Raw genomic sequence first — 14643 nt, 5'->3', positions numbered from 1 at the left:
AGGATTTTACTATGAGTTTATTCTCAAAAAAGAAAAATGTTGAACCTAAGGAAATTTCGCAAGATATTTCCTCAAAAAACGCTATTATTGAACCTACTAATGATTCTACTATATTAGATTCAATATCTTCAGAGTTACAAAGTACGAAGGCAAACTCTGAAAGTTTAAAAAATTCTATCGGTAACATAGAAGACTCTGTATCTTCTTTAGCAGATTCATCTATAAAACAAAGTGATCAATTATCTAATGTTAGTAGTTCTATACGAAGCATTGGTGCTTCACTAGAAGAGTTAGCCTATAACGTAACTAATGTACATATTAAGGTTCTTGATACAGATTCTTCTGCTGATCAAGGTGTTGAGACTATAAATACTTTAGATAATTCTTTAAGCGAACTTAAGCAGGCTTTTACTGTAAGTTCTGATACTATCAATGAATTAGTTAGCAAGCTAGAATATGTTAATTCAATTACTGATTCTATAAGCCAGATTGCTAGCCAAACAAACTTACTTGCACTTAATGCTGCAATTGAAGCTGCACGTGCTGGAGAAGCTGGTAGAGGATTCTCTGTAGTTGCTGGAGAAGTTAGAAAGCTAGCTGAAAACTCTAAGCAAGCTGTTCAAAGTATAACTAATTTATTAGGGGAAATTAAGGTAGACATTTTAAGTGCTTCTACAGCTATGAGTACTGGAAATGTTGCATTAAGCTCTCAACAAGATGCTATTGAATCAACTAAAGGAACTTTTAAAAATATTAAAACATCTATTAATGAGGCTGTTACTGAAATAGATGAATTTATTGAAAATCTAACTTCTGTTGCAGCTAATAAAGATGATTCCATTGGTCTAGTTAGAGATTTAGAAACTATAACTCTTGAAAATACAGCTTTAACTCAAGAGATTTCTGCCGCAGTAAAAATAGACTCTCAAGCTTGTAATGATCTTCATGATTCCATAGAATCTATTTTAAATATTATAAATAAATAACATAAAAAGGAACCTTTAATAGGTTCCTTTTTATGTTATACTAATCCATTATTTTAACTGGGTCAAAATTTATAAAATCACAGGATGTCATAATATATTCAACCCCATCATATGTTCCTTGTATTACCTTACCAAGAGCTGGCCCATGTAAATGACCATATATAACTTTCTCAACCTTAAATTCATTAAAAATTTCAACAAACCCTGATGAATTAAATTTTTCATTAGTTGGAGGATAATGTATCATACATATAAATTTTTTATATCCATCTCTTTTGGCTGCATCCAAAGATAATCTAAGCCTTATAAGTTCCCTGTCATATATTTTCTTATCCTTCTCCGCAAACTTATCATTATCAGGGCATATCCATCCCCTAGTTCCACATATTGCCCACTCATTATAACTAAAATAGTTATTTTGTATAAAATTCATCCCATCATATAGCGAATTAAGCTTTGTTATACTACTCCACCAATAATCGTGATTACCTTTAATTATTATCTTCCTACCTGGAAGAGCATTAATCCATTTTAAGTCTTCTCTAGATTCATCTGCGTTCATTGACCAAGATATATCTCCCCCAATTAAAACAGTATCACTCTCATTGACTTTCTCTTCCCAATTTTTTTTTATTTTATTTTCATGCCCTATCCAATTATCTCCAAAAATACTCATAGGTTTATCCGTACTAAAAGATAAATGAAGATCTGATATAGCGTATAATGCCATAATACTCACCTTTCATTCTTTTTATCCAAATCTGTTACAAACGCAATAATATATGCTACAGCCTCATATAAATCTTCAGGAATTTCTTTTCCGATATCAACATTTGATAATAAATCGGTTAATTCCTTATTATAAACTACAGGCACATCACTTTCCTCAGCTTTTTCAATTATTTTATCAGCTATTGGTCCCATACCAGCTGCTGTTATTATAGGAGCTTCATTATTTAATTCATACTTAAGTGCAACTGCTTTTTTTCTCTGTTTCATTTTTTACACCTTTCTATCTAATATAACTAGATTAGTAGAATTAAAAAATTCCCTTGATGTACTTATATTAACCTCTTCTATGGCTCTAGATACTATTACTTTACTATTATATCCTATGGTATTTAATGATTCTATAAGTTTATTTTTTTCTTTATCAAGAATTTTAATATATTCCTTTGAACATTTTAAATCAATATCTAAATTCTTGTTTTGAAGCTTTATATATGCATCCACATTTCCTAAATTTAATGTTTTTACAGATACAATCATTTTTATATTGCTAGAATCTAATTTTTTTCCTTTTCCTCTTTCATCTTTAACTATAAGCTTACATTCGTATTCATCTTGCTTCACTTTTAAAGGTATATTCATGTAATAATAATTATTGCTTACCGAATTAAACACCTTTACTTCTGCAGCATTACCTTTAATAAACTCCATAACCTTATTAAAGGCTTCACCTTCATCATCTCCATATTTAGAAGATAGTATAACCTCTTTAATTATATCTTTAATGTCTAAAGCTTTTTCTTTAATACCTTCTTTTATCATCTCTGGAATAGCTTTATTTACATTACTAACTAACTCTTTTGCTTGTACCAGTTCTTCATTTTTTAAACTTGATGAACTACTTATCTCATTTCCCTTATCATTTGATGAAGTAGGTACTTGTTTTTTTAATAAATCTATAAAATCTTTTATCTCTTTTGTTGTATTAAATGGAATGTTCGTTGATTTTAAATCTTGTTTATTAAACTCTTCTGGAGTTTGATTTTTTATTAATTCTACAAATGCTTCTATATCCTTATCCGTTATAGGTTTTTTGCTTACATTATTCTCCTTAAGATAATTTATAATTGTGTCTCTTAAAGTTTTATTTGTAAGACCTTCTTTTATTAACTGTTGATTCAACTTCTGTATATCACTACCTAATTCTTTTTCTTGTGCTGATTCATTGTTTTTTAAATCTGTTGTAGTACTTATTTCACTATTTTTATCTTTTAGTGAAGCATCATCTTGTTTTTTTATTAATTCTATAAATGCTTCTATATCCTTATCTGTTATTAGTTCTGTGTTTATATTATTATCTTTAAGATATCTTATAACTGTATCTTTGCTTACTATTATATCATTTCCACTAACCTTATTATCTATTTTTAAGTCAACTGATTTATTATCATTAATTTCCTCAAAATCTCCTGATAATTTTCTTAACATATCTAAAACACTTATTTTTTTATCTTTACTTGAATTTACGTAGGCTTCTTTAGGTGCTATATTCTTTAAGTCCTTATTAATAGAATCTTCCGTATTATTTACATTTAATTTTACAATCTCATCGCTATCAATATTTTTTTCTATACTACTTCCTTCTACAGGAGCTTTCAAAATAATTTTTTCTATAGACTCCTCACCTTTAAATATCCTATTAAACGCCTTTATATTTGATTCGGTTAAATCTATATCATTTTCTATAAAAGTTAAAATATCCTCTGCTTTCATAGTTTTAAATTCTTTAAAAAAACTTTGTAGTTTTTCCGTAATATTTTTAGATTCCTCTGAGTCAATAGGGATATTTTTACTTGCAATATAATTATTTATAAAATTATCTACTTCTTTTTCATCGACTTTTATTTTTTCATTGAAATTAAATATAGACGAATACTTTGATATATTCTCCTTAGTTAGTGGTATATTAAATTTTACTAACTGCTTTAAAGTTTCAATTTCTTCTTTCGCTAAACCTTGAGATTTAATTAATGCATTGAGTGGATTGTTCTCCTCACTAGTTGCTTTATCTTCTTGCCTAACTAATTTTAATTTTAATTTCCCATCTTGAAATCCTAGTACCTGAAACTTTAGTAGTCCTTCTAATTGTTCTGGTGTTAAATTTTCATCGAGTTGAGCTATGAATTGCCAGCCATCAAGAAGCTTTATTGTAAACTCCCCCTTATTTTGGCTAATCCGCATTACTCTGCCTGCAAATTTTTCACCTACTTCAAATGTTAACTTAGATGATAATTTTTTTGAACCTACATTATATACTGAATTTATATTCCAAATACCAGGCATCTTAGCTCCACTCCCATACAAAATACTATATATTATTATCGTATCTTATTATACAAAACTAAAAGCAATAAGTTAAAAAATCTTATTGCTTTCAATTTTTATTCTACAACTATTCTATTATAGTTTTTCTTTCCTCTTTTAATAAGTGCTGAACCATCTTGAAAATCGTTAATAGTAAGCTCTCTCTTTATATCAACTACTTTCTCTCCATTAACTGAAAGTCCACCTTGCTGTATTAACCTTCTAGCTTCTGCCTTTGATGGAACAATTTTAGATTCTGCTAATACATCCAATATGCTTTTCCCTACACTATCTTCTGAAATAGTAGTTGTAGGTACATTATCCATATTAACGCCTGAACCAAATAAGGCTTCTGATGCTTCTTTAGCTTTATTAGCTTCTTCTTCCCCATGAACTAATTTAGTAATCTCAAAAGCTAAAACTTTTTTAGCTTCATTAATTTCTGCACCCTCTAAGCTACTTAACCTTCTTACTTCATCCATAGGCACAAATGTCAATAAGGATAAACATTTCTGAACATCTGAGTCTCCAACGTTTCTCCAATATTGATAAAACTCATAAGGAGAAGTTTTTTCTGGATCTAACCACAATGCTCCATTTACTGTTTTACCCATTTTTTGACCTTCACTATTAGTAAGTAATGTGCAAGTCATTGCAAAAGAATCTTTACTTGCTTTTCTTCTTATCAATTCAACACCAGCTATCATGTTAGACCATTGGTCATCTCCACCAAGCTGCATTTTACATCCATATTCTTTATTTAATACATAAAAATCATATCCTTGCATTAACATATAGTTAAATTCTAAAAAGGATAATCCTTTTTCAAGTCTTTGTTTAAAGCATTCTGCTGTAAGCATTCTATTAACAGAAAAATGCATTCCTACTTCTCTTAAAAAATCTACATAGTTTAAATTTAATAACCAATCTGCATTATTTACAATTAGAGCCTTGCCATCTTCAAAATCAATGAACTTTTCCATTTGCTTCTTTATTGATGAAACATTAGACTCTATTTGTTCTTTTGTAAGCATTTGTCTCATATCTGTTTTTCCACTAGGATCTCCAACCATTGCAGTTCCTCCTCCTAGAAGAGCTATAGGTCTATGTCCTGCTTTTTGCATATGTGCCATAAACATCATTGCGATAAAGTGCCCTACATGTAGTGAATCTGCTGTTGGATCAAATCCTATGTAAAATGTAATCTTTTCTTTTTCTAATAATTCTCTTGTTTCAGCTTCATGAGTAAATTGTTTTATATACCCACGTTCCATTAATTCATCCAAAACTGTTTCCATACTATTCCTCCTAGAACTCATACAAAGATAATATTAGTATATAAATAATTCATTTATTAATCAACATATACTTAAAATTAAAAGCCCCATTGGGGCTTTATATATCAAGGTAATTGTTTTCAATTTTAGTTGTAATTATAGTTATACTGTTTTATAAACTCAGGTAAATCTTCGCAATCATGATTAAGATTTATAAAAAACTTAACTTCATACCTCCTACTTAATTCATTAATTTTCTCAAATAAAGAATTAGCGCTACATAGGTCCTTTCCTCTTACAATATTAGATAACTCATCAATATAGATATATTCTATATCATAATTTTCAGATATAAGCCCACATAAGAAGCCATAAAAACTTTCATAATCTTTTAACTTAAAATCATCTGTTGAAATAAATCGTATATTTCGATTTAAAACTAGCATAGCTCTATTGTCATCATCGATATAAACTGATTCTCCTCTTGCAAATTGAACATTGTCGTTAGCCAAATCTATAAGCTTTTTGGTTTTTCCTGATCCTCGTTGTCCACAAAATACATGAATCATTGGTACCACCCCTTATATATTTAATAAAAAATAGAAATTTCTATTTTTTTATTATTCAAACACAGATGTTCCTGGAAAAATGACCTTAAAGGTTCCTTCAGCCTTTGAATTAATAATTTTTACTTTCCCTTTTCCAATAAAAGAATTTCTCATTAAATAAAAGCCCCTTCTGGTCTGCAAAAATCTCTTTTTATCATCTAAAGTAATTAATTTCTCATAAAGCCATGAATTTCTACTTAAATCATTTGGTATTTGACTAGATTCTTTAGAATAGATCAAATTTCCTGGACTAATTACACTTATTGACTTTCTGCTAATAATTATCTCTATATCTCTATTTGTATGCGTATAATCTCTATACAATACCGCATTTTTCAATGCTTCAATTACAGCTTCTTTAGGATAATTATTTGGTAACTCTTCAGATAATACTTTTTCGCATTTGTCTATTATATCTAATAATTTACCCTGAACTATTGCTATATTGTTTTTATTGTTTAATTTTATTCTAACCATATTATGGGGAATATACAAGTTATTAAAATTAGAAAATACCAATAATCCGCCAAAAGTACAGCAATATTTTCCTGAATCTCTATCTTTATATATTATAGATGAACTTTCCAATAAAAATTCTCTGTTATCACTATTTAAAATTATGCCCTTGTTTTTAAAGTACTTTTCTATAGTATCATTATCTAAAATTTCCTGACTACTTCTTATAACTGGATAAGATTCTAAAATAAGATTCAAATTTTCTTGAAATGCTGAAAGTAGCTCTTGTTTTCTCATTACATCAGTCGTTGAGCCTCTTCTTATATAAAACGCACCATTTTCTCTTATTTGATAAGGCTTCTGCTGTCCATCATATATAGTTATTACAGATACTTCTTTTCCATCTATATAAATATCATCAACTTTAATTGGTATAGGTGGTTCACATCTTGTTGATATGATTTGTTGTATTTGCTCTTCAGTAAAAGAGTATTGCTTTTCATATCCTGTTATCTCTTTACTTTTATCTTCAATACCAACTATAAGATAACCTCTTCCCCCTCTTGAATTAGCAATAGCACATATATCCTTTGCTAGTTCTTTCTTACCATACTCAGAATTTATATCTATTTTCTGTTTATAATCTAATTTTATTCCTTCATCTCTTTTTATTAAAGAAAGTAGTTTCTTTCTATCCATAACTATGCCCCTTACTAGTTCCTTATATACATTATATTATATAATAACCAAATAAGTATAAAAAATATAGTCATTTCTAAAATATAAATTAGTTATATTTTAGAAATGACCTATATCTATCTTCAATATGTATTTTTTATTTTAGTAGCTCCTTCAATATCAACTTTTATGTTTAATATTAAATCTGTTATTCCTATAGTATCTTCCAAAACCAAATTAGGATATTTTCGCTCTAACAATCTATCTATTTCAAATATATCTACACTTTCATTCTTGTATTTATTAAATACGTCATTAAGAAATTGTTTCATATTATTAATCTCGTTTCTTTTCAAAATCTCTATTACAGTATCATCTATAACTAATCTATGCTGAGATTCTGCAATAGTAACTGTTAAATAGACAGTTTTGTATAAATTAATCCTTTCCCCATCATATTCTAAATCTGTTTTGGTTTTGCTTTTAAGGATTTCTAAAGTTATAAACTCATTAGGTGCTTGAGGATTTTTTATTTCTAAGGTTCCTGTTCTCACCTTATCGTTTAGAAAATTATAACTTAAAGTATCTTCAACATCTAAATTTTTAACTAAAGTATCATTTTTTAATATTCCCCCACCAAATAACTCTAGATTACTTTTTCCTAACTCTTCTTTAAACTTTAACCCTCCCATAAGCGCTATTCCATTACCAGCTAATCTTTCAGTTAGATAATCATTTGTATTTTCAGCTATAACTCTAGGCGTAGCTTTGGTTTTTAAAGTTAACTCATCTAAAAATAGGCCTAAATATTCGTCCTTATTTTGCCCATAACTCAATAATGAATCCACTGTTCCGTAATATATAAACATATAAGGTTTTACTAAAAACTCTTGGTCTCTATTAATTAAGTCTATATGTTTTTTTATCCCTTTTGTGACCGCATTTTCTGTAAATATAAGTGCTCTATTTTGAGAAAAATTTATCTTATAGGCTGAGGTTCTGTTAACATCCCTAATTGCCTCAAGATAAGTCTTACCTCTTCCTACATATATCATCTTTTGCCCTTTATCTGAACTCTCATTAGTACTTCTATATGGATTTATACATTCCAAGTATATTAAAACATTATCATCTTCATCTATATCCATTATTGAAGCAGTAACAAATGTAACTTTATTAATATCTTGATAATTATAGCAGCTTGTAAATGAGAAGGTTGTCGTAATAATAATTATTAGTAAAGCCACATATTTTCTTAGTTTCATACCTACTCCTCCTCATCCTTTATTACATTTTTAGATATATCCTCTAAGTTACCTCTTAGTATAACATCCCTAAATCCGTATCTTTTTATACTTCCTAATGGGAACAAGAATGAATATCCACAGCTCTGTAATGAACCCAAGTGACTAATCAATATCATAGATCCTATAATAAATCCAGGTATCCCAAATAAAGACGCTACTATTACTAATATAATTGACCATAAAGATATTGCTCCATAGGTCTTTGGTATTAAGAAATATGACAAGGTACTTATTGCAACAATCAAAATCGTTACTCTAGAAGCTAGCCCAGCTCCTACAGCAGCTTCTCCTAATATTAAAGCCGATACAATACTCATAGAACTTCCTATGGGTTGAGGCAATCTAAGTCCTGCCTCCTTTATAAGTTGAAAGAATAACATCATTAGGATAATTTCAACGAAAGTTGGAAATGGAACTCCAGCTCTTGCAACAGCCATTCTAAATATAAACATAGTAGGTATCATTCCAAAATGATAAGTTATAAACGCTACATATAAAGCAGGTAAAAACATAGCTATAAAAAATGCTGACCATCTTAATATTCGTGTAAAATTAGCAAAGTATTTATTTAAATAATAATCATCTGGAGTTTGAAAGTTTTCCACGAAAAAATATGGTACAGTTACTACAAAAGGAGTACCATCTACTATTATTGCTACTCTACCTTCCATTATCTTTGCAGAAATCTCATCTGGCTTTTCTGAGTATCCTATGGTATCAAACAGACTTCTTTTTTCAGTTAATGTGCTTTCTATATAATTTGTATCTAGTAAGAAGTTATAATTAGATTGTTGTATTTTATCTTTAACCTGCTGTACCAAATTATCTGGAGCAATCCCCTTTAAATACGCTATACACACTGATGTATTCGATTCTTTTCCTAATATAAGAGGTTCAAGCTTTAAGTTTACATTTCTTACTCTTCTCCTTATTAATGCAACATTATCAACAAAAGCTTCAGCAAATCCTTCTCTTGGCCCTTTAACTACTGACTCCGTTAAAGGAATCCCTACTCCTCTTCTAACAAAACTCTTAGTCTCACAATAAATCATAGTATCACTTTTCTCAAAAACAATAACAACATCACCCATTAAGATATGTTCATTAGCATCTTTCATATCTTTAACATTTCCTGCTAAATTCATTGTTATTACTTTAGTTAATATATCATCAACATTTTTAATAGAATAGTTTTTAGAAGTTAATGGAGCGACTATATATTCACTTATAAATGCACTAGAACATAATACATCAATAAATATCAATGTTGCTTTTCCAAGTGGGGTCTCTATATCCCTATATTTTACGTCAAAGGCATTTTCATATGTTTTTTTCAGTTCTTCTAAGTAATTATTCATAAACATCACCATTCCTTATTATTTTTCCTTTCTAGGTTTAATATTCCCAAATTTGCAAATACTATTTTTAAAAGTTACTAATTAAGAGGTGAATATTTTGAAAAAATACACAAGTAAGCACCATATATTTTTAATCTTGTGCGTTACATTAATATCTATAAAAACATACCCAATACTATTTCTATCATTAGGGGGAAGAGATAGTTGGTTATTAGTTCTTTTTTCGTCTATAATTATTGGTGTTTTAGGTTACTATATAATTAATGTATTTATAAAATTCAATATTTCAAGTATGAATGATTTCTTTGAATCTTCCTACGGAAAATATTTAGGAAAAATATTTTTGTTTTGCTTTTCGGTTTTATTAATGTTTAATGCTATTGAAAGTGTCTCTATATTATCAACTTCAATACACAACACTGTATTCATTGAAACGCCTGCTTGGTTTGCTTTATTATTTTTTATTTCAGCGTCTGCTTATATGCTTTGTATGGAATTTTCATCCATACTTAGGCTTTCTTTAATATCTATTGCTACTATGTTTTTGTGCATGTTAATATTAGCATTTTTATTTATACCCTATATTAAAATTAACTATGTTACCCCTGTATTTGGTAATCCATTGAATTTCAATTCATTACTTTCAGTAATATACATATTAGGCTATTTCTCTTCTTTTGGAATAACCTTGCCTTACATAAAAAAAATTGAAGAAAAAGATGAATTAAAAAAGTACTATATTCCTACTATGATTATAGTATCAGTTATTTCAACTTATTCAGTTCTTAGTATTTTAGGCTTTTTTAATCATTTTAGAGGGGCTAATATATTTTTTCCTGAGTTTACTCAAGCTCAAAGAGTCGAGTATGGAAAATTCTTTGAGAGTGGTGAATTTTTTGTTCTTTTACAAAATGTATTAGGCTTTATAATAAAGTATTTACTTAGTATATTTGCTATTTACATTATCTATAAAGACAAAATCAAAAATTCTAATAAATTTTTTATAACAATATCTATAGTTAACTATATTATTAGTTATTACCTATGTAAAAATATCTTTACGCTAAGTTTATTCTTAGAGTTTTATACATTAATAAATATTTTATTTATGTTAATAATTCCAGTTATAGCTTCATTTTTGTATAGTATTAGAAAAAAACTTAAATGATCCTGTACATTAATTTAGGCCCAATTAGACATACTATTAATATATCCTATTTAAATGGAGGTGATATAATGGGATTCTTAAAATGGCTTGGAGGTATAGTTGTTTTCTTTTGGCTATTAGGTCTTCTATTTAAAGTAGGTGGCTATGCAATAAATGTTTTACTAGTTATTGCTGCTATAGTCTTTATAATAGATGCTCTTGTTGGAAGAAGAAAGAACTATTGAGTTGGTTGACATTATTCCTATTAATAACATATAATTATATTATAAAATTATATTATAACCTGTGAAAAGAAGTAGTAAACTTAAAAGTTACATTTAAGAGAGCTGTTTATGGTGGGATGCAGTATGTGTACTTAAGTTGAATGGATCTTTGAGGTTTTTAGCTGAAACTTTTAGTAGGTTAAAACGTTTGTCTAACGTTATATAGGCAGGATATGAATGTATCTTCAAAGAAGAGATTACTACTCTTGAATTTAGGTGGCACCGCGTAAATAACGCCCTATGGACTTTTCCATAGGGCTTTTTTTTATATTTTAAAATTTGATGTTTTTTATTAAACGCACATGGAAGGAGAACCAACTTATGGATGAAAGAAAAAAAGTTATTTTTAGCGGGATTCAACCCTCTGGAAATTTAACTATAGGAAACTATTTAGGAGCTTTAAAAAATTGGGTTAAGTTACAGAATGAATATGACTGTTATTTTTGCGTAGTTGATTTACACGCTATTACAGTTCGCCAAACACCTGCTGATTTAAGAAAAAGAACTTTAGAAGTATTAGCTATATATATAGGTGCAGGAATTGATCCAGAAAAAAATACTCTGTTTATTCAATCCCACGTTCCAGCTCACAGTGAATGTTCTTGGTTACTTGGCTGCAATACCTATATGGGTGAGCTTGGCAGAATGACTCAATATAAAGATAAATCACAAAAATTTGGCGATTCAATAGGTTCTGCACTATTTAATTATCCTGTATTAATGGCTTCTGATATATTACTTTACAACACTGATTTAGTGCCAGTTGGAAAAGATCAAAAACAGCATTTAGAACTAACTAGAGACATAGCAAATAGATTTAATAATACCTACAGTGAAACCTTTAAAATACCTGAGCCTTATATACCTAAAGCAGGTGCTAAAATTATGAGTTTACAAGAGCCTGAAAAGAAAATGTCTAAATCAGACGAGAATCCTAATTCATACATCTTAATATTGGATCCTCCTGAAGTTATAAGAAAGAAAATAAGCAGAGCTGTTACAGACACTGTAGGCAAAATAAATTATTCTGATGAGCAACCAGGTATAAAGAATCTTATAAATATTTTAAGTTCAATTAAAGGTATAGCTCCAGAAGAAATAGTTGCTGATTATTCTGATAAAGGATACGCTCAATTAAAAAGCGATGTCGCAGAAACTATAATTGAGGAATTATCTCCGCTACAGGAAAAAATCAAAAATCTTTTGGCAGATAAAAATTATCTGGAAAGCATATATAAAACAGGTGCAGAAAAAGCAAATTATGTTGCTAATAAAACTTTAAGAAAAGTTCAAAAGAAAATAGGCCTTATTCCTAGGTAATTAATTTATAAGTAATTTAAGGCATATAAAAACGTCAAAACTTGTTTAAGTCTTGACGTTTTTATATATTAGTATAATATAATAGTAACTGAAATTATTTTACGTTTTCCCATGGTTTAGTTTTTAAATACTCTGAAAATGCATCTCTCAAATCATCTTTTCTAAGTGCATACTCTACTGTAGCTTGTAAAAATCCTAGTTTATCTCCTACATCATATCGTCTTCCTTCAAAATCATATGCATACATAGCCTCTTGAGATACAAGTTCTTTTAATGCATCTGTAAGCTGAATTTCTCCACCTTTTCCAGGTTTAGTTTTCTCTAGTATATTAAATATCTGTGGTGTTATTATATACCTTCCAAGAATAGCCACATTGCTAGGCGCCTCATCTCTAGAAGGTTTTTCTACTAAATCTTTTACTTTATAAACCCTATCTTCAATATGGATACCATCTACTATCCCATATTTATTTATATCCTCTTCTGGAACCGTTTGCACCCCAAGTATGGTTGTTTTGTATTCATTAAAGCACTCTATTAACTGTCCTAAACATGGATTCTCGCTATGTACTACATCATCCCCTAGAAGTACTGCGAATGGTTCATTTCCAACAAAAGTTTTAGCACAAAGAATTGCATGACCTAATCCTTTAGGTTCTTTTTGTCTTATATAATGAATATCTACCATTCCAGATATATCTCTTACTAGATCCAGTAAATCTTGTTTCCCTGACTTTTCTAGTTCCATTTCAAGTTCTATAGATTTATCAAAATGATCCTCGATAGATTTTTTGTTTCTACCTGTTATTATTAATATTTCTTCTATTCCTGATGCTATCGCCTCTTCTATTATATACTGCATGGTTGGTTTATCAACTATCGGTAACATCTCTTTAGGTAAAGCTTTTGTTGCAGGTAAAAATCTTGTTCCAAGTCCTGCAGCTGGAATTATAGCCTTCTTAACTTTCATAATAATTCTCCTCTCATAAATTAAATATCTCAATAAAATATTACCATATAATTTTATTGAAAGTCTATATTTTACAATGTATCTATTTATTGAAATGATTTTGTAATTTACACTAAGATACGATTGTGTTAAAATACAAATCATGGGAAGGAGTGTATTATTGTGGAGGATAGAAAAAGAAGAAGTAAAGGCCCTAATAAAAAGAAGAAGAAAAATAAAAAGAAATGGATTATATTATCATTATTGCTAGTAGTTTTAATAATTGCTGGTATAGGTGTAGGATTAACCATGTCTATGCTTGGTAAAGTTGATAAGGTTGAAATTAATGAGGATAATTTAGATATTTCTCAAGAAGTTGAGGAAAAATATAAAGATACAAATATTACAAACATACTTTTATTAGGTATTGATTCAGAAGATGGTGAAACAGGTCGTTCTGATTCTATAATGATTCTTTCTGTAGATAATGTTCATAACAAATTAAAACTTTCATCTATAATGAGAGACTCATATGTGGATATTAAAGGTCATGGTAAAGATAAAATAAATCATGCATATGCTTTTGGTGGACCTGAATTATCTATCAGTACTATTAATACAAATTTTGATTTAAATATTAAAGATTTTGCCACTGTTAATTTTGATAGTTTACCAAAGGTGGTAGATAAATTAGGCGGTATTGACTTAAACATAACTACTGGTGATTTAAAGTACATAAACGGATATATAGATAGTCTTAATAATTTACAAAAAACTAGTGTTTCACATATAACTAACACTGGAACTCAACATGTCAATGGTACTCAAGCTTTAGCCTATGCTAGAATAAGATATGACGGTGGAGATCAAGAAAGAACTCATAGACATAGAGTAATTTTTGAAGCTTTATTTAATACTATAAAATCAACTAGTAAAACTCAATATCCAGCAATACTAAATGAATTATTGCCATTAGTAAAGACTAGCTTGGATGGTGGAGATATTTTGAAACTAGCTACTTCATCAGTATCTTTATCCGGTGGACTTATTCAAGATAGATTCCCTAGGGATGATAATGGTGCTGGTCAAATGATTAATGGAGTGTATTATCAAACCTTTGATAAGGCAAAAACTGTTGAACAAATGCATCAATTTATATTTGAAAGTTAATTTTAAAGAC

The 14643-nt window shown here is 28.8% G+C and carries 14 protein-coding genes and 1 other annotated feature; of the genes, 5 read left to right on the top strand and 9 right to left on the bottom strand.

What is annotated here, in order from left to right:
• The first annotated feature begins 11 nt into the window (after positions 1 to 11).
• Positions 12 to 986 (top strand): methyl-accepting chemotaxis protein, encoded by a 975-nt coding sequence (locus BUA92_RS14630; RefSeq protein WP_073020668.1) that lies wholly within the window; start codon positions 12 to 14, stop codon positions 984 to 986.
• Between the two features lie 40 nt (positions 987 to 1026).
• Here the strand turns inward: BUA92_RS14630 and BUA92_RS14625 are convergent, their stop codons facing one another.
• The 8 genes from BUA92_RS14625 to BUA92_RS14590 form a co-directional block, all read right to left on the bottom strand.
• Positions 1027 to 1716, bottom strand: a complete 690-nt coding sequence (locus BUA92_RS14625; RefSeq protein WP_073020666.1) for a metallophosphoesterase — start codon at positions 1714 to 1716, stop codon at positions 1027 to 1029.
• A 5-nt stretch (positions 1717 to 1721) separates the two neighbouring features.
• Positions 1722 to 1985: an EscU/YscU/HrcU family type III secretion system export apparatus switch protein gene (locus BUA92_RS14620; protein WP_073020664.1), complete on the bottom strand. Its 264-nt coding sequence runs from the start codon at positions 1983 to 1985 to the stop codon at positions 1722 to 1724.
• 3 nt (positions 1986 to 1988) lie between these two features.
• Positions 1989 to 4058, bottom strand: a complete 2070-nt coding sequence (locus BUA92_RS14615) for a hypothetical protein (protein ID WP_073020662.1) — start codon at positions 4056 to 4058, stop codon at positions 1989 to 1991.
• Positions 4059 to 4156: 98 nt separating this feature from the next.
• The gene (tyrS, locus tag BUA92_RS14610) at positions 4157 to 5377 is read right to left on the bottom strand and encodes a tyrosine--tRNA ligase (RefSeq protein ID WP_073020660.1); all 1221 of its coding nucleotides are present in this window, start codon (positions 5375 to 5377) and stop codon (positions 4157 to 4159) included.
• A gap of 125 nt (positions 5378 to 5502) precedes the next feature.
• Complete coding sequence (locus BUA92_RS14605) at positions 5503 to 5925, bottom strand: hypothetical protein (RefSeq protein WP_073020658.1); 423 nt, start codon at positions 5923 to 5925, stop codon at positions 5503 to 5505.
• A gap of 51 nt (positions 5926 to 5976) precedes the next feature.
• Positions 5977 to 7119 carry an AlbA family DNA-binding domain-containing protein gene (locus BUA92_RS14600; protein ID WP_073020656.1) on the bottom strand — a complete coding sequence of 381 codons (1143 nt, stop codon included), beginning with the start codon at positions 7117 to 7119 and terminating at the stop codon, positions 5977 to 5979.
• A 122-nt stretch (positions 7120 to 7241) separates the two neighbouring features.
• Entirely contained in the window at positions 7242 to 8363 is a 1122-nt protein-coding gene (locus tag BUA92_RS14595; protein WP_073020654.1) for a Ger(x)C family spore germination protein, read from the bottom strand.
• A 2-nt stretch (positions 8364 to 8365) separates the two neighbouring features.
• Entirely contained in the window at positions 8366 to 9763 is a 1398-nt protein-coding gene (locus BUA92_RS14590; protein WP_073020652.1) for a spore germination protein, read from the bottom strand.
• 97 nt (positions 9764 to 9860) lie between these two features.
• On the opposite strand from BUA92_RS14590, the gene BUA92_RS14585 reads away from it, so the two are divergent.
• From BUA92_RS14585 to trpS, 3 genes are all read left to right on the top strand, one after another.
• Entirely contained in the window at positions 9861 to 10931 is a 1071-nt protein-coding gene (locus tag BUA92_RS14585) for a GerAB/ArcD/ProY family transporter (protein WP_073020649.1), read from the top strand.
• A gap of 68 nt (positions 10932 to 10999) precedes the next feature.
• Positions 11000 to 11155, top strand: a complete 156-nt coding sequence (locus BUA92_RS23025; protein WP_021803142.1) for a lmo0937 family membrane protein — start codon at positions 11000 to 11002, stop codon at positions 11153 to 11155.
• Positions 11156 to 11207: 52 nt separating this feature from the next.
• Positions 11208 to 11438 (top strand) — a binding site (T-box leader).
• 77 nt (positions 11439 to 11515) lie between these two features.
• A complete protein-coding gene (trpS, locus tag BUA92_RS14580; protein ID WP_073020647.1) occupies positions 11516 to 12514 on the top strand; it encodes a tryptophan--tRNA ligase in 999 nt (332 codons plus the stop codon).
• 94 nt (positions 12515 to 12608) lie between these two features.
• On the opposite strand, the gene galU is transcribed toward trpS, so the two are convergent.
• Positions 12609 to 13484 (bottom strand): UTP--glucose-1-phosphate uridylyltransferase GalU, encoded by an 876-nt coding sequence (gene galU, locus BUA92_RS14575; RefSeq protein WP_073020645.1) that lies wholly within the window; start codon positions 13482 to 13484, stop codon positions 12609 to 12611.
• Positions 13485 to 13640: 156 nt separating this feature from the next.
• Here galU and BUA92_RS14570 point away from each other — a divergent pair, with 156 nt between their 5' ends.
• Positions 13641 to 14633 carry an LCP family protein gene (locus BUA92_RS14570; RefSeq protein WP_423236812.1) on the top strand — a complete coding sequence of 331 codons (993 nt, stop codon included), beginning with the start codon at positions 13641 to 13643 and terminating at the stop codon, positions 14631 to 14633.
• Positions 14634 to 14643: the final 10 nt, after the last annotated feature.

The sequence above is a fragment of the Clostridium intestinale DSM 6191 genome (assembly GCF_900130055.1).
Lineage (GTDB): Bacteria > Bacillota > Clostridia > Clostridiales > Clostridiaceae > Clostridium_T > Clostridium_T intestinale.
The sequence above is the reverse complement of the archived record's forward strand: the minus strand, read 5'-3'. Positions and strand labels throughout refer to the sequence as shown.